Origin of the sequence: Streptomyces sp. NPDC051173, assembly GCF_040689515.1 — a bacterium.
In the GTDB taxonomy this organism is placed as follows: Bacteria; Actinomycetota; Actinomycetes; order Streptomycetales; family Streptomycetaceae; genus Streptomyces.
This window is the reverse complement of sequence record NZ_JBFBBD010000080.1, coordinates 1-25,460: the sequence shown is the minus strand read 5'-3', so window position 1 is coordinate 25,460 and position 25,460 is coordinate 1. Positions and strand designations below refer to the sequence as shown.

Sequence of the window (25,460 nt, the reverse complement as noted above, 5' to 3'; positions counted from 1 at the left end):
CTCCAGGCCCCCGCTCCACCGACGCCCGTACGCACGGTCCCGCCCTCGCCACGCGAGGGGGCCGCGCGTACGGGCGTCGTGCTCTACGGAATCCCGGAGTCGCCCTTGAGCAGGATGGCACTTGATAACGGGTCACACGTGAGTGTCGACGCTCTGTGCCCCAGAACCGGCATTCCACGAGGAGTTGGCGTCCTGATGTCGAACGAGGCCAAGCTGCGCGAGTACCTCAAGCGCGCTATCGCAGACCTCCACGAGACTCGCCAGCAGCTGGGCGAGTCGGAGTACCAGCAGCGCGAGCCCATCGCGATCGTCTCCATGGCCTGCCGGTTCCCCGGCGGAGTCCGCTCGCCGGAGGAGCTGTGGGAGCTGCTGCGCGGCGGCGGCGACGCGATCTCCGCGTTCCCCGGGAACCGCGGCTGGGACCTCGACGGACTCTACGACCCCGACCCGGAGCATCCGGGCACCGCTTACGCCCGCGAGGGCGGATTCCTCCACGACGCGGGCGAGTTCGACCCCGGCTTCTTCGGGATCTCCCCCCGCGAGGCCCTCGCCATGGACCCCCAGCAGCGGCTGCTGCTGGAGACCGCGTGGGAAGCCGTCGAACGGGCGGGCATCGACCCGGAATCGCTCGCGGGCAGCAGCACCGGCGTGTTCGTCGGCACCGGCCACAGCGGGTACGACGCGGCGGGCAGCCGACGGCCGGACGAGGTCGGCGGCCACCTGCTCACCGGCAACGTCATCAGCATCGCCTCGGGCCGTATCTCCTACGTACTCGGTCTCGAAGGCCCCGCCCTGACCGTGGACACGGCGTGCTCCTCGTCGCTGGTCTCCCTCCACCTGGCGGCGCAGGCGCTGCGGCGGGGCGAGTGCTCCCTCGCCCTCGTGGGCGGCGCGACCGTGATGTCCACCCCGCAGATGTTCGTGGAGTTCTCCCGGCAGCGCGGGCTGGCCCCCGACGGCCGCTGCAAGCCGTTCGCGGCGGCCGCCGACGGCACCGGCTGGAGCGAGGGCGTCGGGCTGCTGCTCGTCGAGCGGCTCTCCGACGCCGAGCGCAACGGCCACCCCGTCCTCGCGGTGCTGAAGGGCTCGGCGGTCAACCAGGACGGCGCGTCCAACGGCCTGACCGCCCCCAACGGCCCGTCCCAGCAGCGGGTGATCCGCCAGGCGCTGGCGAGCGCCGGACTGTCGGCCCCCGACGTCGACGCCGTCGAGGCCCACGGCACCGGCACCAGGCTCGGCGACCCCATCGAGGCCCAGGCGCTGCTCGCCACGTACGGACAGCAGCGCCCCGCCGACCGGCCCGTGCTGATCGGCTCCATGAAGTCCAACATCGGGCACACCCAGGCCGCCGCCGGTGTCGCCGGCGTCATCAAGATGGTCCTGGCGATGCGGCACGGAGAGCTGCCCGGGACCCTGCACCTGGACGCGCCCACCCCGCACGCCGACTGGAGCGAGGGCGAGGCCCGGGTCCTCACGGACACCGAGCCCTGGCCCACGGCGGACCGCCCGCGCCGCGCCGCCGTCTCCTCCTTCGGCATCAGCGGCACCAACGCCCACGTCATCCTGGAACAGGCGCCCCCGCGCGAGACCGAGCCGGCACCCGCCCCGGCCTCCCGGCCCGGCGCGCTGCCCTGGATCCTGTCCGCGCGCACCGGCGAGGCCCTGCGGGCCCAGGCCGCGCGGCTCGGCCGCCACGTGCGCGCCCACGCCGACCTCGAACCGGCCGCCGTCGCCCACTCCCTCGTGGCCACCAGGCCCCTCATGGAACACCGCGCCGCCGTCGTCGCGGGCGACCGGGACGCGTTCCTCCGCGGCCTGGACGCCCTCGCCGAAGGCCGTACCACTGCGGGCCTGGTGACCGGCGTCGCCGCCAAGGCGACCACCGCATACCTCTTCACCGGCCAGGGCTCCCAGCGGCCGGGCGTGGGACGCGAACTGTACGGAGCCCACCCCGAGTTCGCCAAGGCCTTCGACGCGGCGTGCGCCGAGCTCGACCCGCACCTGGAACACCCCGTCCGCGACGTCGCCTTCGCCGAGGAAGGCACGGACGAGGCCGCCCTGCTCGACCGGACCGCCTACACCCAGGCCGTGCTCTTCGCCTTCGAGACCGCCTTGTTCCGGCTCGTCGAATCCTGGGGCGCGGCACCGCAGTTCGTCGCCGGCCACTCCATCGGCGAGCTCGCCGCCGCCCACGTGGCCGGCGTCCTCTCCCTCCAGGACGCCGCACGGCTCGTCGCCGCCCGCGGCACCCTCATGCAGGCGCTGCCCGAGGGCGGTGCCATGGTGGCGGTCCAGGCCACCGAGGACGAGATCCGCGGCTCCCTCGCCGGCCACGAGGACCACGCCGCCCTCGCCGCCGTCAACGGACCCGATTCCGTGGTCGTCTCGGGCGACGAGGAGGCCGTCTCCCTGATCGCCGCCCACTGGGAGGCGCAGGGACGCCGCACCAAGCGGCTCCGTGTGAGCCACGCCTTCCACTCCCCGCGCATGGACGGCATGCTGGAGGACTTCCGGCGCGTCGCCGAGGACCTGGAGTTCCACGCCCCCCGCATCCCCGTGGTGTCCACGGTCACCGGCGCGCGCGCCACCGACGAGGAACTGTGCTCGCCCGCGTACTGGGTCCGGCAGGTCCGCGAGACCGTCCGCTTCTGCGCCGCAGTGCGCACCCTGGAGGCCGAGGGCGTCACCGCGTTCGTGGAGATCGGCCCCGGCGCCGTGCTCACCCCCATGGCCGACGACTCGCTCACCACCGCTGAACGGCCCGTCCTCGTCCCCCTCCTGCGCACCGGGCGCCCCGAGGCACAGGCCCTCGCCGAGGGCATCGCCACCGCCTCCGCGCACGGCACCCACGTCGACTGGACCGCCTGCCTCGGCACGCTCGGCGCCGCGCCCGTCGACCTGCCGACCTACGCCTTCCAGCGCCAGTGGTACTGGCTGGACGCGGCCGGGCCCGCCGACGGGGAACCGGCCGCCGCCGAAGCCGGCGAGGCCGGATTCTGGGAGGCCGTGGAACGCGAGGACCTGGAAGGGCTGTCGGCCGTCCTGGCCCTCGACGGCAACGAGGCCGGCTCGCTCGGCAGCCTCCTGCCCACGCTCTCGTCATGGCGCAAGCAGCGCAAGTCCCAGGCCCTGGCCGACAGCTGGAGCTACCGGGTGCACTGGGCCCCCCTCACCTCCTCCACCGGCCCCGCCGCCGGCGGAAGCTGGCTCGTCGCCCTGCCCGACGGCGCCGACGACGACCCGTGGACCACCCGGCTCCTCGACGCCCTCCGCGACCGGGGACTGCGCACCGAACTCCTCGTGGTGCCCGCCACCGGCGACCCGGCCGAACCCCTCGCCCGGCCCGACGGCCCCGTCGACGGCGTGCTCTCCCTGCTGGCCCTCGACGAACGACCGCACCCGGACCTGACCTCCGTGCCCCGCGGCCTGGCCGCCACCACCGCCCTGCTGCGCACCCTGGAGACCGCCGGGATCCGGGCCCCGCTGTGGTGCGCGACCCGCGGCGCCGTCGCCGTGGACGAGCGCGACCCGCTCACCAGCCCCACGCAGGCACAGGTGTGGGGATTCGGCCGCGTGGCCGCGCTGGAGTCCCCGCAGAACTGGGGCGGACTCGTCGACCTCCCCGAGGACCTGGACGGACGGGCCGTCTCCGCGCTCCTCGGCGTGCTCGGCGCACGGGAGGACCAGGTCGCGATCCGGCCCGCCGGAACCTTCGCCCGCCGACTGGCACGGATCACACCCGGCGGCAGCACCGGCACCGAGTGGAGCACCCACGGCACGGTTCTGATCACCGGCGGCACCGGCGCCCTCGGCACACAGGTCGCGCACTGGCTCGCCGACGCCGGTGCGGAGCACCTGGTGCTCACCAGCCGGCGCGGCCCCCAGGCCCCCGGCGCGCGGGAACTGGCGGACGCGCTCACCGAGCGCGGCACCCGGGTCACCGTCGTCGCCTGCGACGCCGCCGACCGGGACGCCCTGGCCGCCGTCCTCGCGGACATCCCGGCGGACCTGCCCCTGACCGGCGTCGTGCACACCGCCGGCGTCATGGACGCCGGCATGCTGGAGGCGCTCACCCCCGAGCGCTTCGACACCGTCCTGCGCCCCAAGGCCGCCGCCGCCCAGCACCTGCACGAGCTCACCCGGGACCTCGACCTGGAGACGTTCATCCTGTTCTCCTCGGTCGTCGGCGTCCTGGGCAACGCCGGCCAGGCCAACTACGGCGCCGCCAACGCCTTCCTCGACGCCCTCGCCGCGCACCGGCGCGGGCAAGGGCTGCCGGCCACCTCCGTGGCCTGGGGCCCCTGGGCGGACCTCGGCATGGCGTCGGACAAGGGCGTGGCCGGCCGGGCCAGCCGCGACGGACTGGTCTCCATGGCCCCGGCCCCCGCCCTCGCCGCCCTCCGCCAGGCCCTGGCCCAGGGCGCGGCGAACGTGACCGTGGCCGACGTGGACTGGACGGCGTACGCCCCCGCCCTCACCGCCGTCCGCCCCAGCCCCCTCCTCGCCGACCTGCCCGACGCACGCCACGCCCTCGCCGCCGGCACCGGCCCGCGCGAGGCCCGCTCCCCGCTGCGCGACCGGATCGGCGCGCTGTCCGCCACCGAGCAGCGGCAGGACCTCCTGCACGTGGTCCGGGAAGAGACCGCGAAGGCCCTCGGGCACGCCTCACCGGAGACCGTCGACGTCCAACGGGCCTTCCGGACCCTGGGCTTCGACTCGCTGATGGCCGTCGAACTGCGCAACCGCCTGTCCGCGGTGACAGGCCTGCGCCTGCCCGCCACCCTGCTCTTCGACCACCCCACCCCCACCGCCGTCGCCGCGTACCTGCGCTCCGAGATCCTGGGCACCGCCGGACCCGGAGCCGTCGTGGAACGGACGGCCGCCGTCCTCGACGAGCCCGTCGCGATCGTGGGCATGGCCTGCCGGTTCCCCGGCGGGGTGAGCTCACCGGAGGCCCTCTGGCAGCTGCTGGCCGACGGCGGGGACGCCATCGCCGGCCTCCCCGGAGACCGGGGCTGGGACCTCGGCCGCCTCTACCACCCCGACCCCGACAACCCGGGCACGACCTACGCCCGCGGGGGCGGCTTCCTCGACGGCGTCGGGGACTTCGACGCGGACTTCTTCGGCATCTCGCCGCGCGAGGCCCTCGCCATGGACCCCCAGCAGCGGCTCCTGCTGGAGACCAGCTGGGAGGTCCTCGAACGGGCCGGCATCTCCCCGGAATCCCTGCGGGGCAGCAGCACCGGTGTCTTCGCCGGCACCAACACCCAGGACTACCGCACGGTCCTGGACGCGGCACAGGACGAGGTCGCGGGCCACGCGCTCACCGGTAACTCGATGAGCGTGGTCTCCGGCCGGGTGTCGTACACCTTCGGCTTCGAGGGGCCTGCGGTCACCGTGGACACGGCCTGCTCGTCGTCCCTGGTGGCGCTGCACCTGGCGGTGCAGTCGCTGCGCTCGGGAGAGTGCTCGCTGGCGCTCGCGGGCGGCGTGACGGTGATGGCCACCCCGTCCTCCTTCGTGGAGTTCGCCCGCCAGCGCGGGCTGGCCCCCGACGGGCGCTGCAAGCCGTTCGCGGCGGCCGCCGACGGCACCGGCTGGAGCGAGGGCGTCGGACTGCTGCTCGTCGAGCGGCTCTCGGACGCCCGGCGCAACGGCCATCAGGTGCTCGCGGTCGTGCGCGGCTCGGCGGTCAATCAGGACGGCGCCTCCAACGGCCTGTCCGCCCCCAACGGCCCCTCCCAGCAACGCGTCATCCGCCAGGCCCTCGCCAACGCCGGGGTGGCCGCCTCCGACGTCGACGTCGTCGAGGCGCACGGCACGGGCACGACCCTGGGCGACCCCATCGAGGCCCAGGCGCTGATCGCCACGTACGGGCAGGAGCGGCCGGAAGGCCGGCCGCTGCTGCTGGGCACGGTGAAGTCGAACATCGGCCACACGCAGGCCGCGGCCGGTGTCGCCGGCGTCATCAAGATGGTCCTGGCCATGCGCCACGGTGAGCTTCCGCGCACCCTGCACGTCGACGAGCCCACCCCGCACGTCGACTGGACCGCGGGCGCGGTCGAACTGCTCACCGAACCGGTGGACTGGTCCGGGACGGACCGCCCGAGGCGGGCCGCCGTCTCCGCGTTCGGCATCAGCGGCACCAACGCGCACGTGATCCTGGAGCAGGCGGACGCCACGGAGCCCGTAGAGGACACGGAGCCCACGGAGCCGGCCGCTGCCCCCGAAATCCCGGTCCCGCTGCTGCTGTCCGGCAAGGACGAGGCGGCCCTGCGCGCCCAGGCGGCCCGCCTGCTGTCCCGCCTCGACCGCGAACCCGCCCCGCGGCTCGCGGACATCGCCTGCACACTGGCGGCGCGCACCGTCTTCACCCACCGCGCGGCCGTCCACGCCGAGAGCCACGACGTCGCGATGCGCGCCCTGACCGCGCTGGCCGAGGACACCGTCGACACCGCCCTGACCACCGGCGCGGCGGTCACGGGCAAGGACGCCGTCCTCTTCTCCGGCCAGGGTTCGCAGCGGCTCGGGATGGGCCGGGAGTTGTACGGCCGGCACCCCGTCTTCGCCGAGGCCTTCGACGCGGTGTGCGCGGTGCTGGACGAGCACCTGGAGCGTCCGTTGCGGGAGGTGGTCTGGGGTGATGACGCGGAGTTGCTGAACCAGACCGCTTATGCCCAGACGGCGCTGTTCGCCGTAGAGGTCGCCCTGTTCCGGCTGGTGGAGTCCTGGGGTGTGCGGCCGGAATACGTGGCCGGACACTCCGTCGGCGAGATCGCGGCCGCGCACGTCGCCGGTGTGCTCTCCCTGCCTGACGCCTGCGCGCTGGTGGCGGCACGCGGCCGCTTGATGCAGGCCCTGCCCGAGGGCGGCGCGATGGTCGCCGTCCAGGCCACCGAGGACGAGGTCACCCCGCACCTGACCGACGACGTGGCGATCGCGGCCGTCAACGGCCCGACGTCCGTGGTGGTCTCGGGTGCCGAGGCCGCCGTCGAGACGATCCGGGCGCACTTCGAGGGCGAAGGGCGCAAGGCCGCCCGGCTGCGGGTCTCGCACGCCTTCCACTCGCCGCTCATGGACCCGATGCTGGCCGACTTCCGCGCCGTCGCCGAGAGCCTCACCTACGGCGAGCCGGAACTCACCGTCGTCTCGAACGTGACCGGCGAGCTCGTCGACGCGTACTCGGCGGACTACTGGGTCCGCCACGTCCGCGAGGCCGTACGGTTCGCCGACGGGATACGGGCCCTGCACGCGGAAGGCGTGAAGCGCTTCCTGGAACTGGGCCCCGACGGCACCCTCTCGGCCATGGCCCGCGAGTCGCTGCCCGACGAGACCGTGCTCGTCCCCGTGCTGCGCAAGGACCGCCCGGAAGAGACGACGCTCCTCGCGGCGCTGGCACAGCTGCACGTCCAGGGCGCCGTCGTCGAGTGGGCCGCCCTCTTCGCCGGCACGGACGCGCACGTCGTCGACCTGCCGACGTACGCCTTCCAGCACCAGCGGTTCTGGCCGACGCCCGACCCCGCCGGCATCGGGGACATCAGCGCCGCCGGCCTCGAAGCGGCCGGGCACCCGCTGCTGAGCACCGCCGTGGAACTGTCCGACAGCGACGGCCTGCTGTTCACCACCCGCCTGTCGCTCCAGTCGCACCCGTGGCTGGCCGACCACGTGGTCATGGGCTCCGTCCTGCTGCCGGGAACGGCGTTCGTCGAACTCGCCCTCCGCGCGGCCGACGAGGCCGGCTGCGACCGCATCGACGACCTGGCCCTGGCCGCCCCGCTCGTCCTGCCCGAGCACGGCGGTGTGCAACTGCAGCTGCGCGTCGGCCCCACCGACGAAGCCGGCAGCCGCACCCTCAGCGCCCGCTCCCGCCAGGAGGGCACCGGCGACCGGCCGTGGGTCCAGCACGCCACCGGCGTACTCGCCACGGGGGAGCGGCCGGCCGGCTCCGGCCACGACTTCCGCGCGGAGTCCTGGCCGCCCGCCGGCGCCGAGCCCGTCGACCTGACCGGCCTCTACCCGGACCTCGCCGAGAGCGGGCTCGACTACGGGCCGAACTTCCAGGGCCTGCGGACCGCGTGGCGCCGTGGCGACGAGGTGTTCGCCGAGGTCGCCCTGCCCGACGCCGCCGAAGGCGACGCGCCCGCGTACGGCCTCCACCCGGCGCTGCTCGACGCGGCCCTGCACGTCTGCGCCTTCAACGGAGTGGACCGGGGCATCGTGCCCTTCTCCTGGGAAGGCGTCTCGCTCCACGCCTCCGGCGCCTCCGCGATCCGGGTACGGGTCCTCCGGCACGGCACCGACACGCTGTCCGTCGACGTCGCCGACACCACGAACGAACCGGTCGCCTCCGTCGGGACCCTGGTCCTGCGGGCGATCTCCGCCGAGCAGCTGGGAAGCGCCGCGAGCCCGGCCGGGCACGACGCGCTGTTCCGCGTGCGGTGGACCCCCGCGCACCTGCCCTCGGCCGGAACCGCCGAGTCCGTGGCGACGATCGGCTCCCTCCCCGGGACGCCGTTCGACAGCTACCCGGACCTGGACGCTCTGGCGAGCGCCGGCCCCGTGCCGCCCGCGGTTCTGGCGGCCGTGGGCGCCGGTGCCGGCGACATGGTGGAGTCCGCGCACGCGGGGACCGCCCACGCGCTGGACCTGGTGCGGACATGGCTGGCCGACGAGCGCTTCGCCACGTCACGCCTGGTGCTCGTCACCCGCGGCGCGGTCTCGACCGGCGAGGACGAGACCGTCCGGGATCCGGCCGCCGCTGCGGTATGGGGTCTGGTGCGGTCGGCACAGTCGGAGAACCCCGGCCGGTTCGTGCTGGTGGACGCCGAGGACGGAGACGTCCCGGCCGTGCTCACCGTCCTGCCGGGCCTGCTGGCCGCCGACGACGACCAGTTCGCGGTGCGCGAAGGCGCCGTCCAGGTGCCCCGGCTGGCCCAACTGGGCAGCGGCGCCGGGCTGCTGCCGCCCGCCGGAGTGCCCTGGCGGCTGGACATCGGGGCCAAGGGCAGCCTCGACAGCCTGCGGCTGGCACCGTGCCCGGAGGTCCTCGAACCCCTCGCCCCGGGACAGGTCCGGGTGGCGGTCCAGGCCGCCGGCGTGAACTTCCGCGACGTGCTCAACGCCCTGGGCATGTATCCGGGCGAGGCAGGCGTGCTGGGCGCCGAGGCGGCCGGAGTGGTCACCGAAACCGGGCCCGGCGTGACGGGGCTGCGCCCGGGCGACCGGGTGATGGGCAAGGTGTTCGGCGGATACGGGCCGGTGGCCGTGTGCGACGAGTGGCTCCTGACGAAGGTGCCGGAGGGCTGGACGGCCGCGGAGGCCGCTTCGGTGCCCCTGGTCTTCCTGACCGCCCTCTACGCCTTCAAGGACCTGGCGGACCTGCGGGCCGGCGAGAAGGTCCTCATCCACGCCGGCGCCGGTGGCGTGGGCATGGCCGCGATCCAGATCGCGCGGCACATCGGCGCGGAGGTGTTCGCGACGGCGAGTGAGGGCAAGTGGGACGTTCTGCGTGAGCTGGGCGTCGCGGACGACCACATCGCCTCGTCGCGTACGACCGACTTCGAGGAGCGCTTCCTCGAGGTCACCGACGGCCGCGGCGTGGATGTCGTGCTCAACGCGTTGGCCGGCGAGTTCGTGGACGCCTCGCTGCGACTGACCGCCCCCGGCGGCCGGTTCCTGGAGATGGGCAAGACCGACATCCGCGAGCCCGAGTCCACCGCCGGACTGCGCTACCGCGCGTTCGACCTGGCGGAGGCGAGCCCGGAGCGCAACCAGGAGATGCTGTCCGAGCTGCTGGAGCTGTTCGGCTCGGGTGCGCTGCGGCCGCTGCCGGTGGCGACGTGGGACGTGCGGCGGGCCCCGGAGGCCTTCCGCTACATGAGCCGGGCCCGGCACGTGGGCAAGATCGTGCTCACCGTGCCGCCGGCCTGGGACGCGAACGGCACCGTGCTGATCACCGGCGGCACGGGCGGTCTGGGCCGCGTGCTCGCCCGTCACCTGGTGACGGAGCGGGGCGTGCGCCACCTCCTGCTGGCGAGCCGCAGCGGTCCACAGGCCCCGGGCGCCCAGGAGCTGCGCGAGGAACTGGCCGGGCACGGCGCCGAGGTCGGCGTCGTCGCGTGCGACGTCACCGACCGGGAAGCGGTGGCCGCCCTCGTGGCGTCGGTGCCGGACGGGCACCCGCTCACCGCCGTGGTGCACACTGCCGGTGTCCTCGACGACGGTGTGGTGACGTCACTCACCGCCGAGCGGGTGTCGGGCGTGCTGCGGCCGAAGGTGGACGCGGCCTGGTACCTGCACGAGGCCACCAAGGACCTCGACCTGGCCGAGTTCGCCATGTTCTCCTCCATCTCGGGCGTGACCGGCACACCCGGCCAGGGCAACTACGCCGCCGGCAACGTCTTCCTGGACGCCCTGGCGCAACACCGCCGGGCGCTGGGCCTCCCCGCCGTGTCACTGGCCTGGGGCCCGTGGTCCCAGGACGGCGGCATGACCGGCACCCTGTCGGACGTCGACCTCCAGCGCCTGGCCCGCTCGGGCATGCCCGAACTCGCCCCCGCGGAAGGAGTCGCGCTCTTCGACGCGGCGCTGGCCGCCGACGAGGCACTCGTCCTCCCCGTACGCTTCGACCTGGCCGCACTGCGGAAGCAGGGAGACGTACCTCCGCTGATGCGCGGACTGATCAAGACGCGTGCACGCCGCTCGGCCGTCGCCGGCTCGGCCGCGGTGGCCGGCCTCGCCGGTCGCCTGACCGGCCTGGGCGCGCTGGAACGGCGCGAGGTGCTGCTGGACCTGGTGCGCGCCCAGATCGCGGGCGTCCTGGGCCATGCCAACCCGGAGACGATCGACTCGACCCGGGCCTTCAAGGAGCTCGGCTTCGACTCCCTCACCTCGGTCGAGCTCCGCAACCGGATCAACAAGACGACAGGGCTGCGCCTTTCGGCCACGGCCGTCTTCGACTACCCCACCGCGGACGGGCTCGTCGACTTCCTGCTGGACGAGCTGTTCGGCGCGGAGTCGGGGGCGGAGGCGGCGGGGGCGGCGACCCTGGTGCCGGCCCTGCCGTCCCTGGCGGACGACCCTGTGGTGATCGTCGGCATGAGCTGCCGCTACCCAGGCGATGTCACGTCACCCGAGGACCTGTGGCGGTTGGTGTCGGACGGCGTGGACGCCGTGTCGGACTTCCCGGATGACCGTGGCTGGGACGTGGAAGCGCTCTACAGCCCCGACCCCGAGGCGCTCGGCACCGCGTACACCCGCTCCGGTGGATTCCTCCACGACGCGGGGGAGTTCGACCCCGAGTTCTTCGGGATGAGCCCCCGCGAGGCGTTGGCGACGGACGCGCAGCAGCGCCTGCTGCTGGAGTCGACCTGGGAGGCGATCGAGCGGGCGGGCATCGACCCGGCGACCCTGCGCGGCAGCCAGACCGGCGTCTTCGCCGGCGTGATCTACAACGACTACAGCGACCTCCTCGTCGGGGACCAGTTCGAGGGCTACCGGGGCAACGGCAGCGCGGCCAGCATCGCCTCCGGCCGGGTGTCGTACACCTTCGGCTTCGAGGGCCCTGCGGTCACGGTCGACACGGCGTGCTCGTCGTCCCTCGTGGCACTGCACTGGGCGGCGCAGTCGCTGCGGTCGGGCGAGTGCTCGTTGGCACTCGCGGGTGGTGTGACGGTCATGTCGACCCCCACGCCTTTCGTGGAGTTCGCGCGGCAGCGTGGACTGTCGGCCGACGGACGGTGCAAGGCCTTCGCCGAGGCCGCCGACGGTGTCGGCTGGGGTGAGGGCGTGGGCATGCTGGTGCTGGAGCGGCTGTCCGACGCGCGCCGCAACGGGCACCGGGTGCTGGCCGTGGTGCGTGGTTCGGCGGTCAACCAGGACGGTGCGTCGAACGGCCTCACGGCGCCGAACGGTCCGTCGCAGCAGCGTGTGATCCGTCAGGCGTTGGCAAGTGCGGGGTTGTCCACCGCGGATGTCGATGTCGTGGAGGCGCATGGCACGGGTACGACGCTGGGTGACCCGATCGAGGCCCAGGCGCTCCTGGCCACCTACGGTCAGGACCGCCCCGAGGACCGTCCGCTGCTGCTGGGCTCGGTGAAGTCCAACATCGGCCACGCGCAAGCCGCTTCGGGTGTCGCAGGTGTGATCAAGATGGTCATGGCGATGCGCCATGGCGAGCTTCCGCGCACCCTCCACGTCGACGCGCCGTCGTCGCATGTGGACTGGTCGGCCGGTGCTGTGGAGCTTCTCACTGAACCGGCTGTGTGGCCGGCGTCCGAGCGTCGTCGTGCGGGTGTCTCGTCCTTCGGTGTCAGTGGGACGAACGCGCACGTCATCCTGGAACAGCTCGAGCCGGAGGCGGCCGAGCCCGCAGCCGAGACCGGGCCCCGGGCGATCGACGCGGGCGCGCCGGTTCCCGTGCTGCTGTCCGGGAGGAGCGAGTCGGCGCTGCGCGCCCAGGCGGCCCGCCTGCTGTCGCAGCTCGACGGGGCCGGGGAGCAGCTCATGGACGTCGCCTATTCGCTGGCGACGGGCCGTGCGGCGTTCCGGCACCGGGCGGTGGCGCTGGTCACCGACGAGGACGGGCTGTCGCGTTCGTTGTCCGCGCTGGCCGAAGGCCAGAGCGATCCGGGCATCGTGGCGGCGGGCGAGGCCGGTTCGGGTAAGCGTGCGTTCTTGTTCTCGGGTCAGGGTTCGCAGCGGTTGGGGATGGGCCGGGAGCTGTACGGCCGGTTCCCTGTGTTCGCGGATGCTTTCGACGCGGTGTGTGCGGTGTTGGATGAGCACCTGGAGCGTCCGTTGCGGGAGGTGGTCTGGGGTGATGACGCGGAGTTGCTGAACCAGACCGCGTATGCCCAGCCAGCGCTGTTCGCGATCGAGGTGGCGCTGTTCCGGCTGGTGGAGTCCTGGGGCGTGCGGCCGGAATACGTGGCCGGACATTCCATCGGAGAGGTTGCCGCCGCACATGTCGCGGGCGTCTTCTCCCTGGGCGACGCCTGTGCGCTGGTGGCGGCGCGGGGCCGGCTGATGCAGGCTCTGCCCGAGGGCGGCGCGATGGTGGCGATCCGGGCCACCGAGGACGAGGTCGTCCTGCGGCTGACCGGCGACGTGGCGATCGCCGCGGTCAACGGTCCGTCGTCGGTCGTGGTCTCCGGCGCCGAGGACGCGGTGCTCGCGGTCGCGGCGCACTTCGAGAGCGAGGGAAGGAAGACCAGCAGGCTGCGTGTGTCACACGCGTTCCACTCGCCCTTGATGGAGCCGATGCTCGCCGGGTTCCGGGAGGCCGTGGCGGGGCTGACGTTCGGTGAGCCGACGGTGCCGGTCGTGTCGAACGTGACGGGCCGCCTCGCCGAGCCCGGCCAGCTGTCCTCGCCCGACTACTGGGTACGCCACGTCCGCGAAGCCGTACGGTTCGCCGACGGCGTGAGCACCCTGCGGGCGCAGGGCGTCACCGCCGTCCTGGAGCTCGGCCCTGACGGCGCCCTCTCCGCGCTCGCCGCGGAGTCCATGGCGGACGACACCATATGCGCTCCTGTGCTGCGCAAGGACCGGCCCGAGGACACGACGGCTCTGGGCGCTTTGGCTCAGTTGTACGTCCGTGGTGTGCCGGTGGATTGGGCGGCTGTGTTTGCGGGTGCGGGTGCTCGGTGGGTTGATTTGCCGACGTATGCGTTCCAGCGTGAGCGGTTCTGGCCTGCGGGTGGGGCGTTGCGTGCGGGTGATGTGCGGTTCGCGGGTCTGGGTTCTGCGGGGCATCCGTTGTTGGGTGCGGCGGTGGAACTGGCGGGGTCCGGTGGTCTGTTGTTCACGGGCCGGCTTTCGACCTCCTCGCATCCGTGGCTGGCGGATCATGTGGTGATGGGCTCGGTGCTGGTGCCGGGTACGGCATTGGTGGAGTTGGCCCTGCGTGCGGCCGATGAGGTCGGCTGCGATGTGCTGGAAGAGCTGACGCTTGCCGCGCCTCTGGTGCTGCCGGCGTCTGGTGGCGGTGTGCAGGTCCAGGTGTGGGTGGGTGAGCCGGACGGTGCGGGTCACCGGGCCGTGGCGGTGCACTCGCGTGAGGGCGAGGAGCCGTGGACGCTCCACGCCAGCGGTGCCGTGACCACGGGCGCCCGAGCAGCGCTGCTCGATACGTTCGACACGGCGGTGTGGCCGCCGCGAGGCGCCCGGCCCATTGATGTGGCGGGCTGCTACGAGCAGTTCGCAGCGTCCGGGTTCGCTTACGGTCCGGCGTTCCAGGGCCTTCAGGCCGCGTGGAAGTCCGGCGAGGACGTGTTCGCCGAGGTCCGGCTTCCCGAAGGTGTCGACGGTGGTGCGTATGGTCTGCACCCGGCTCTCTTCGACGCTGCACTGCACGCGTCGCTGCTGGGTGGGGGAGACGAGGAAGGCAGTGTCCCGTTCTCGTGGAGCGGTGTGTCGCTGCACGCTTCCGGTGCCTCGCATCTTCGTGTTCGTATCCGCAGTGTTGACGGCGGTATGGCGATCGCGATGGCGGACGCGGCCGGTGTGCCGGTGGCCTCGGTGGAGTCGCTGGCCGTACGCCCGCTCTCCGCAGGGCAACTGCGGACCGGTGACCGCGACAAGCTCTTCACACTCGACTGGGTCCCCGTCGCGCTCACGGACGAGCGCGTCGACCTCAGCACCGGACCGGACGGAGTGCCCTTCCGGGACTTCCGGGACTTCACGGAACTCAAGTCGTCGGCTGAGGCCGGTGCCCCCGGAACGGTCCTGGTCATGCCCGCTCACGAGGCCATCGGTACGGTCGAGTCCGTGCACGCTGCGGCTGCCTGGGCGCTGGATCAGGTGCAGTCGTGGCTGGCGGACGAGCGGTTCGCGGACTCGCGACTGGTGTTCGTGACCCGTGGCGCGGTTTCCGGTGACGATCTCGCTGGTGCTGCTGTGTGGGGTCTGGTGAGGTCGGCGCAGTCGGAGAGCCCGGGCCGTTTCGGCCTGGTGGATCTGGGCGGCGATGCTGATGTGTCGGTGCTGCCGCGGGCGCTCGCTTCCGACGAGCCTCAGCTTCTGGTCCGTGACGGTCAGGTTCTGGCGGCGCGTCTCGGGCGAGCGGCTGGGCAGGAGACAGCCGATGTCTCCTGGGACGCTTCGGGCACGGTTCTGATCACTGGTGGTACGGGTGGCCTGGGTCGTGTGGTGGCGCGTCATCTGGTGGCTGAGCATGGTGTGCGGAGTCTGCTGTTGGTCAGCCGGAGTGGTCTGGCTGCGGCGGGTGCTGAGGAGCTGGTGGCCGAGCTGGGTGTCGATGTGTCTGTCGAGGCCTGCGATGTGACCGACAGGGCTGCTGTCGAGGAGCTGGTTTCCCGTCACCGGATCACCGCTGTGGTGCACACCGCCGGTGTTCTCGACGACGGCGTCATCGGCTCGCTGACGGAGGAGCGTCTGTCGGCCGTTTTGCGGCCGAAGGTGGACGCGGCGTGGAATCTCCACGAGGCGACGAGGGACTTGGACCTTGATGCGTTCGTGGTGTTCTCGTCCGTGGCGGGTACGTTCGGCAGTGCGGGTCAGGCGAACTACGCGGCCGGCAACGCCTTCCTCGACGCCTTGGCACATCACCGCCGGACACAGGGCCTTCCCGCTGTGTCGTTGGCGTGGGGTCCGTGGGCGCAGGACAGCGGCATGACCGGCACCCTCACAGACGCCGACGTTCAGCGGATCGCTCGTTCCGGTATGCCCGCGCTCTCCGTCCAAGAGGGCATGACGCTCTTCGACGCGGCGCTCGGCACTGCCCAGCCGATGCTGCTCCCCGTCCGTCTGGACCTGGCGGTCCTGCGGGCGCAGGGCGAGCCGCAGCCGTTGCTGCGTGGCCTGGTGCGTTCTCGTGTGCGGCGTTCTTCGGCTGCTGGTTCGGCTGCGGCGTCGGGTCTTGTGCGGCGTCTGGCCGGGTTGGCTGAGGGTGAGCGGCGTGCGGTGCTGTTGGATCTGGTGCGTGATCGGGTCACGATGGTTCTGGGTCACGCGAGCCCGGAGACGATCGATTCGACTCGGGCTTTCAAGGAGCTCGGCTTCGATTCCTTGACGGCGATCGAGCTTCGCAATGGTCTGGGCAAGGTGACGGGGCTGCGGCTGTCGGCGACGGCTGTGTTCGACTATCCGACGGCCGATGCCCTGGCGGGTCACCTCCTCGACGAACTGTTCGGCACGGACGCGGAGGTGGAGACGGCGTCGCCGCTGTCGGTCCTCCCGTCCCTGGCGGACGACCCTGTGGTGATCGTCGGCATGAGCTGCCGTTACCCCGGAGGTGTCACGTCGCCCGAGGAGCTGTGGCGGTTGGTGTCGGACGGTGTGGACGCCGTGTCGGACTTCCCGGATGACCGTGGCTGGGACGTGGAGGCGCTCTACAGCCCCGACCCCGAGGCGCTCGGGACCTCGTACACCCGCTCCGGTGGGTTCCTCCATGACGCGGGGGAGTTCGACCCCGAGTTCTTCGGGATGAGCCCCCGGGAGGCGTTGGCGACGGACGCGCAGCAGCGTCTGCTGCTGGAATCCACGTGGGAGGCGATCGAGCGGACGGGCATCGACCCGACCACGCTGCGGGGCAGCCGGACAGGTGTCTTCGCGGGCGTGATGTACACCGACTACAGCGACATCCTGGTCGGCGATCAGTTCGAGGGCTACCGGGGCAGTGGCAGCGCGGGGAGCGTGGCGTCGGGCCGGGTGTCGTACACCTTCGGCTTCGAGGGCCCTGCGGTCACGGTGGACACGGCGTGCTCGTCGTCGTTGGTGGCGCTGCATCTGGCGGCGCAGTCGCTGCGGTCGGGTGAGTGCTCGCTGGCGCTCGCGGGTGGTGTCACGGTGATGTCGACGCCGACGACGTTTGTGGAGTTCTCGCGGCAGCGTGGGTTGTCGGCGGACGGTCGGTGCAAGGCGTTCTCCGATGCGGCTGACGGTGTCGGCTGGGGTGAGGGCGTGGGCATGCTGGTGCTGGAGCGGCTGTCCGACGCGCGTCGCAACGGGCACCGGATCCTGGCGACGGTGCGGGGCAGTGCTGTGAATCAGGACGGTGCGTCGAACGGCCTCACTGCTCCCAACGGTCCGTCGCAGCAGCGTGTGATCCGTCAGGCGCTGGCGAGTGCCGGCCTGTCCACCGCGGATGTCGATGTCGTGGAGGCGCATGGCACGGGTACGACGCTGGGTGACCCGATCGAGGCTCAGGCGCTCCTTGCCACGTACGGTCAGGACCGCCCCGAGGACCGCCCGCTGCTGCTCGGCTCCGTGAAGTCCAACATCGGCCACACCCAAGCCGCTTCGGGCGTCGCAGGTGTGATCAAGATGGTCATGGCGATGCGCAGCGGCGTCCTGCCGAAGACGCTCCACGTCGACGCGCCGTCGTCGCACGTGGACTGGTCGGCCGGAGCCGTGGAGCTCCTCACCGAACAGGCTGTGTGGCCGGCGTCCGGGCGTCGTCGCGCGGGTGTCTCGTCCTTCGGTGTCAGCGGGACGAACGCGCACGTCATCCTGGAACAGCCCGAGCTGGAAGCGGCCGAGCCCGCACCGGCCGAGGCCGGTGCGCTGCCCCTGGTGCTCTCGGGTAAGAGCGAGGCGGCACTGCGCGCCCAGGCGGCACGCCTGCTGTCCTTCGTGGCCGCCCACGACGAACTGCCTGTGCGGGACATCGGCTACTCACTGGCTGTGGGCCGGTCGAGTTTCGCCCATCGCGCGGTGCTGTGGGGCACGGAACGAAGCGAAGTGGTGCCTGCCCTGTCGACGGTCGTGGTCGGTGAGACCGGCCCGGGTGTGGCAGTGGGTGTGGTGAGTGCCGGTAAGTCGGCGTTCTTGTTCTCGGGTCAGGGTTCGCAGCGGTTGGGGATGGGCCGGGAGCTGTATGCCCGGTTCCCCGTCTTCGCGGATGCTTTCGACGCGGTGTGTGCGGCGTTGGATGAGCACTTGGAGCGTCCGTTGCGGGAGGTGGTCTGGGGTGATGACGCGGAGTTGCTGAATCAGACCGCGTATGCCCAGGCGGGGCTGTTCGCGATCGAGGTCGCGTTGTTCCGGCTGGTGGAGTTCTGGGGTGTGCGGCCGGAGTACGTGGCCGGACATTCCATCGGTGAGATCGCGGCAGCGTATGTCGCGGGCGTCTTCTCCCTGGGTGATGCTTGTGCGTTGGTGGCGGCGCGGGGCCGGCTGATGCAGGCTCTGCCCGCGGGTGGCGCGATGGTGGCGATCGAGGCGGAGGAAGCCGAGGTGGTGCCGCTGCTGACGGAGGGCGTCGCGATCGCGGCGGTCAACGGCCCGTCGTCGGTGGTGGTCTCCGGCGAGGAGAGCGCTGTCGAGGCGGTCTTGGCGCACTTCGCGGGCGAGGGCCGCAGGACCAGCAGGTTGCGTGTGTCGCACGCGTTCCATTCCCCCTTGATGGAGCCGATGCTGGAGGAGTTCCGGGCGGTGGTGGCGGGCTTGTCGTTCGGTGCGCCGGTGGTTCCGGTCGTGTCGAACGTGACGGGTCGGCTCGCTGAGCCGGGGCAGTTGTCCTCGGCTGACTACTGGGTGCGCCATGTGCGTGAGGCCGTACGGTTCGCGGACGGGGTACGGGCTCTGAGCGCGGAGGGTGTGACGCGGTTCCTGGAGCTCGGCCCGGACGGCGTCCTGTCGGCCATGGCCCGGGAGTCGGTGTCGGAAGACGCCGTGCTCACGCCTGTGCTGCGCAAGGACCGGCCCGAGGAGATGACAGCCCTGGGCGCTCTGGCTCAGCTGCATGTCCAGGGCGTCGGTGTGGACTGGGCGGCTGTGTTCGCCGGTATGGGTGCTCGGTGGGTGGACCTGCCGACGTATGCGTTCCAGCGTGAGCGGTTCTGGCCTTCGGGCGGGGTGTCGCGTTCTGGCGATGTGCGGTTTGCGGGTCTGGGTTCCGCGGGGCATCCGTTGTTGGGTGCGGCGGTGGAGCTGGCGGGGTCGGGTGGTCTGTTGTTCACGGGGCGGTTGTCGACGTCGTCGCATCCGTGGCTGGCGGATCACGTGGTGATGGGCTCGGTGCTGGTGCCGGGCACGGCGCTGGTGGAGTTGGCTCTGCGGGCGGCTGATGAGGTCGGCTGCGATGTGCTGGATGAGCTGACGCTTGCCGCGCCTCTGGTGCTGCCGGCGTCTGGTGGCGGTGTGCAGGTCCAGGTGTGGGTGGGTGAGCCGGATGATGCGGGTCACCGGGCCGTGGCGGTGCACTCACGTGAAGGTGAGGAGCCGTGGACGCTGCACGCCAGTGGGTCGCTGACGAGTGGTGCTGCGCCGTTGGCGTTCGACACCACGGCATGGCCTCCCACGGACGCCGAGCCGGTCGATGTGGCCGACTGCTACGAGCAGTTCGCGGACACCGGATTCTTCTACGGTCCGGCGTTCCAGGGCCTCCAGGCCGCGTGGAAGCTCGGCGAGGACGTGTTTGCCGAGGTCCGGCTTCCCGAGGGCGTGGACAGTGGTGCGTACGGTCTGCACCCGGCCCTCTTCGACGCGGCACTCCACGCGTCGGCGTTCGGCGGCGGAGACGAGGAGGGTGGTGTCCCGTTCTCGTGGAGCGGTGTGTCGCTGCACGCTTCCGGTGCCTCGCATCTTCGTGTCCGTATCCGTCGCGTCGAGAGCGGAATGGCGATCGCGATGGCCGATTCGGCTGGTGCGCCGGTAGCCTCCGTGGATTCGCTGATCCTGCGGCCGCTCTCTGCCGACCAGTTGCGGACCGGTGACCGTGACGCGCTCTTCACGCTCGACTGGATACCGGTTCCCCTCACGGACGAACGCGTCGAGCTCGACACCGGTCCGGCCGGAGAACCGCTCCGGGTGTACACGGACCTCGGGTCCCTGACCGGAGCCGGGGTCCCCGGGACCGTACTGGTCGGACAGGCCGCCGGCACCGCCGACACCGTGGAGTCCGTGCACGCTGCGGCTGCCTGGGCGTTGGATCTGGTGCAGTCGTGGTTGGCGGACGAGCGGTTCGCGGATTCGCGTCTGGTGTTCGTGACCCGTGGCGCGGTCTCCGGTGACGATCTCGCTGGTGCTGCTGTGTGGGGCCTGGTGAGGTCGGCGCAGTCGGAGAGCCCGGGCCGTTTCGGCCTGGTGGATCTGGGCGGCGATGCTGATGTGTCGGTGCTGCCGCGGGCGCTGGCTTCCGATGAGCCCCAACTGCTGCTGCGTGACGGTCAGGTTCTGGCGGCGCGTCTCGCGCGAGCGGCTGGGCAGGACACTGCCGATGTCCGTTGGGATGCTTCTGGCACGGTTCTGATCACTGGTGGTACGGGTGGTCTGGGTCGTGTGGTGGCGCGTCATCTGGTGGCTGAGCACGGTGTGCGGAGTCTGCTGTTGGTCAGCCGGAGTGGTCTGGCTGCGGCAGGCGCCGAGGATCTGGTGGCCGAGCTTGCGTTGCATGATGCGACTGCCGTTGTCGAGGCGTGCGATGTGACCGACAGGGCTGCTGTGGCGGCTCTGGTGGCGCGGCATCCCGTCACCGCTGTGGTGCACACGGCTGGTGTTCTCGATGACGGTGTGATCGGTTCGTTGACGGGGGAGCGTCTGTCGGCTGTTCTGCGGCCGAAGGTGGACGCGGCGTGGAATCTCCACGAGGCGACGAAGGGCTTGGACCTTGATGCGTTCGTGGTCTTCTCGTCGGTGGCGGGTACGTTCGGCAGTGCGGGTCAGGCGAACTACGCGGCCGGCAACGCCTTCCTCGATGCCTTGGCACATCACCGTCGGGCACAAGGTCTTCCCGCTGTGTCGTTGGCGTGGGGTCCGTGGGCGCAGGACAGTGGCATGACCGGCACCCTCACGGAAGCCGATCTCCAGCGGATAGCCCGTTCCGGTATGCCGGCCCTGTCGGCAGAGGAGGGTGTCGCTCTCTTCGACACCGCACTCGCCACCGCCGAACCGCTCCTGCTCCCCGTCCGTCTGGACCTGGCGGTCCTGCGGGCGCAGGGCGAGCCGCAGCCGTTGCTGCGTGGCCTGGTGCGTTCTCGTGTGCGGCGTTCTTCGGCTGCTGGTTCGGCTGCGGCGTCGGGTCTTGTGCGGCGTCTGGCTGGGTTGGCTGAGGGTGAGCGGCGTGCGGTGCTGCTGGACCTGGTGCGTGATCGGGTCACGATGGTCCTGGGTCACGCGAGCCCGGAGACGATCGACTCGACCCGGGCGTTCAAGGAGCTCGGCTTCGACTCTTTGACGGCGATCGAGCTTCGCAATGGTCTGGGCAAGGTGACGGGTCTGCGGCTGTCGGCGACGGCTGTGTTCGACTACCCGACGGCCGATGCCCTGGCGGGCCACCTCCTCGACGAGCTGTTCGGCACGGACACGGAGGAACTGCTTCCCGCGCCCGCGCTGCTGCCGCTGACGGACGACCCGGTCGTCATCGTCGGGATGAGCTGCCGCTACCCCGGCGGCGTCACCTCGCCCGAGGAACTGTGGCGACTGGTGTCGGATGGCGGGGACGCGGTCTCCGGCTTCCCGACCGACCGCGGCTGGCAGATCGACGACACGTACGACCCCGAGCGTGAGGGCGCCATCGCCACTCGCTCCGGTGGATTCCTCCACGACGCGGGGGAGTTCGACCCCGGATTCTTCGGGATGAGCCCCCGAGAGGCCCTGACCACCGACGCGCAGCAGCGTCTGCTGCTGGAGTCGACCTGGGAGGCGCTCGAGCGGTCGGGCATCGACCCGGCGACCCTGCGCGGCAGCCGCACCGGCGTCTTCGCGGGCGTGATGTACAACGACTACTCCCAGCTGCTCTCCGGGCGTGAGTTCGAGGGTTACCAAGGCAGTGGCAGCGCGGGGAGCGTGGCGTCGGGCCGGGTGTCGTACACCTTCGGCTTCGAGGGCCCTGCGGTCACGGTCGACACGGCCTGCTCGTCGTCGTTGGTGGCACTGCACTTGGCGGCGCAGTCGCTGCGCTCGGGCGAGTGCTCGCTGGCGCTCGCGGGCGGTGTGACGGTCATGTCGACCCCGCTGACCTTCGTCGAGTTCTCCCGCCAGGGCGGCCTCTCACCGGACGGGCGTTGCAAGGCGTTCGCCGACGGCGCCGACGGCGTGGGCTGGTCCGAAGGCGTCGGCATCCTGGTGCTGGAACGACTCTCCGACGCGCGCCGCAACGGGCACCGGATCCTGGCGACGGTGCGGGGCAGTGCTGTGAATCAGGACGGTGCGTCGAACGGCCTGACGGCGCCGAACGGTCCCTCGCAGCAGCGGGTGATCCGTCAGGCGCTGGCGAGTGCCGGCCTGTCCACCGCGGATGTCGATGTCGTGGAGGCGCATGGCACGGGTACGACGCTGGGTGACCCGATCGAGGCCCAGGCGCTCCTGGCCACGTATGGTCAGGACCGCCCCGAGGACCGTCCGCTGCTGCTCGGCTCGGTGAAGTCCAACATCGGCCACACCCAAGCCGCTTCGGGCGTCGCAGGTGTGATCAAGATGGTCATGGCGATGCGTCATGGCGAGCTTCCGCGCACCTTGCATGTCGATGCGCCGTCGAGTCATGTCGACTGGAGCGTCGGGGCGGTGGAACTGCTGACCGAGTCGGCTGCTTGGCCGGAGGGTGACGGGCCGCGGCGTGCTGGTGTCTCGTCGTTCGGTATCAGCGGGACGAACGCGCACGTGATCCTGGAACAGCCCGAGCCGGCACCTGAGCCTGAGTCGGCCGAGGCCGAACGGGCGGCGGACGCCGACGAGCTCCTGCCGTTGGTCGTGTCCGGCAAGTCGGAGACGGCTCTGCGGGCCCAGGCGGTACGGCTGCTGTCCTACCTCGAGCGCGAGCCCGCATCGCGGCTCACGGACGTCGCGTACTCACTGGCAACGAGTCGCTCGGGCTTCCACCACCGCGCAGTGTTGCTGACCGCGGACCGGGACACCTTGCTGCGTTCCCTGAGTGCGCTGGCTGACGGCCGGAGCGAGTCGGGCATCGCGGCGGAGGGTGAAGTCCGTCCGGGTAAGCGTGCGTTCTTGTTCTCGGGTCAGGGTTCGCAGCGGTTGGGGATGGGCCGGGAGTTGTATGCCCGGTTCCCCGTTTTCGCGGATGCTTTCGACGCGGTGTGTGCGGCGTTGGATGAGCACTTGGAGCGTCCGTTGCGGGAGGTGGTCTGGGGTGATGACGCGGAGCTGTTGAACCGGACCGCGTATGCCCAGGCGGGGCTGTTCGCGATCGAGGTCGCGTTGTTCCGGCTGGTGGAGTCCTGGGGCGTGCGCCCTGACCACCTGCTGGGCCACTCCGTGGGTGAGATCGCGGCGGCGTATGTCGCGGGTGTCTTCTCTCTGGGTGATGCTTGTGCGCTGGTGGCGGCGCGGGGCCGGCTGATGCAGGCTCTGCCCGCGGGTGGCGCGATGGTGGCGATCGAGGCGGAGGAAGCCGAGGTGGTGCCGCTGCTGACGGAGGGCGTCGCGATCGCGGCGGTCAACGGCCCGTCGTCGGTCGTGGTCTCCGGTGCCGAAGAGGACGCACTGGCAGTCGCGGCGCACTTCGCGGGCGAGGGCCGCAGGACCAGCAGGTTGCGTGTGTCGCACGCGTTCCATTCGCCGTTGATGGAGCCGATGCTGGAGGAGTTCCGCGCGGTCGCCGAACGTGTGGTGTACGGTGCGCCGGGCATCCCGCTCGTCTCGAACGTCACGGGTGAGCCGGCCGCCGCCGAGCAACTGTGCTCGGCCGACTACTGGGTCCGCCACGTCCGTGAGGCCGTACGGTTCGCCGACGGCGTGAACACGTTGAAGGAACAGGGCGTGACCCTCTTCCTGGAGCTCGGCCCCGACGGTGCCCTCTCCGCGCTCGCTGCGGAGTCCGCGCTGGACGAAGCGGTATTCGCTCCCGTACTGCGCAAGGACCGACCCGAGGACACGACGGCTCTGAGCGCTTTGGCTCAGCTGTACGTCCGTGGTGTGCCGGTGGATTGGGCGGCTGTGTTTGCGGGTGTGGGTGTTCGGTGGGTGGATCTGCCGACGTATGCGTTCCAGCGTGAGCGGTTCTGGCCTTCGGGTGGGGCGTTGCGTGCGGGTGATGTGCGGTTTGCGGGTCTGGGTTCTGCGGGGCATCCGTTGTTGGGTGCGGCGGTGGAGCTGGCGGGGTCCGGTGGGTTGTTGTTCACGGGTCGGTTGTCGACGTCGTCGCATCCGTGGCTGGCGGATCACGTCGTGATGGGTTCTGTGCTGGTGCCGGGCACGGCGCTGGTGGAACTGGTGCTGCGCGCGGCCGATGAGGTCGGCTGCGATCTGCTGGAGGAACTGACGCTCGCCGCACCTCTCGTCCTGCCGCTCTCGGGTGTCGGCGTTCAGGTCCAGGTCTGGGTGGGTGAGCCGGATGATTCCGGTCGCCGTTCTGTGGCGGTGCACTCGCGTGAGGGTGAGGAGCTGTGGACGCTGCACGCCAGCGGTTCGCTGACGAGCGGTGCTGCACCGTCGGCGTTCGACACCACGACATGGCCTCCCACAGGGGCTGAACCCCTTGATGTGACCGACTGCTACGAGCAGTTCGCAGCGTCCGGGTTCGCCTACGGTCCGGCGTTCCAGGGTCTTCAGGCCGCGTGGAAGTCCGGCGAGGACGTGTTCGCCGAGGTCCGGCTTCCCGAGGGTGTCGACGGTGGTGCGTATGGTCTGCACCCGGCTCTGTTCGACGCCGCGCTGCACGCGTCGATGGTGGATGCGGGGGAGACCGAAGGCGCTGTCCCGTTCTCGTGGAGCGGTGTGTCGCTGCACGCTTCCGGTGCCTCGCACGTTCGTGTTCGTATTCGCAGTGTTGACGGCGGTATGGCCATCGCGATGGCGGACGCGGCCGGTGTGCCGGTGGCCTCGGTGGAGTCGCTGGCCGTACGCCCGCTCTCCGCAGGGCAACTGCGGACCGGGGGCCGGGACTCCCTGTTCACGCTCGACTGGGCTCGCATCGAGCTCACCGGTGAGCCCGTCGGTTCGCTCGCGGTGCTCGGCGAGGACGCCAAGGGGCTCTTGAACGGGCTCTCCCGACCGGTCCACGCGGATCTCGATGCTCTCGCCGAGGCCGGCGTCGCGGACGTGGTGCTTGTCCCGACAACCGCCGGGACCGTTGGCACGGTGGAGTCCGTGCATGCCGGCACTGCCCATGTGTTGGATCTGGTGCAGTCGTGGCTGACGGACGAGCGGTTCGCGGACTCGCGACTGGTGTTCGTGACCCGGGGCGCGGTCTCCGGTGACGATCTCGCCGGTGCCGCGATCCAAGGTCTGATCCGTACGGCCCAGTCCGAGACGCCGGGCCGTTTCGGCCTGGTGGACCTGGACGGCGACGCCGACATGACGTTGCTGTCCAAGGCACTCACTTCCGACGAACCTCAGCTGCTCCTCCGCGAAGGTCAGGCCCTCGCGGCCCGTCTTGTCCGGGTGGAGGCGCAGGGCACTGCCGATGTCCGTTGGGATGCTTCTGGCACGGTCTTGATCACTGGTGGTACGGGTGGTCTGGGTCGTGTGGTGGCGCGTCATCTGGTGGCCGAGCATGGTGTGCGGAGTCTGCTGTTGGTCAGCCGGAGTGGTCTGGCTGC

At 71.6% G+C, this 25,460-nt stretch carries 1 protein-coding gene; it reads left to right on the top strand.

From position 1 onward, the window contains the following. Positions 1-195: 195 nt before the first annotated feature. Positions 196-25,460: type I polyketide synthase (locus AB0435_RS28955; RefSeq protein WP_366428312.1), on the top strand; the 25,265-nt coding region annotated here is incomplete at its 3' end.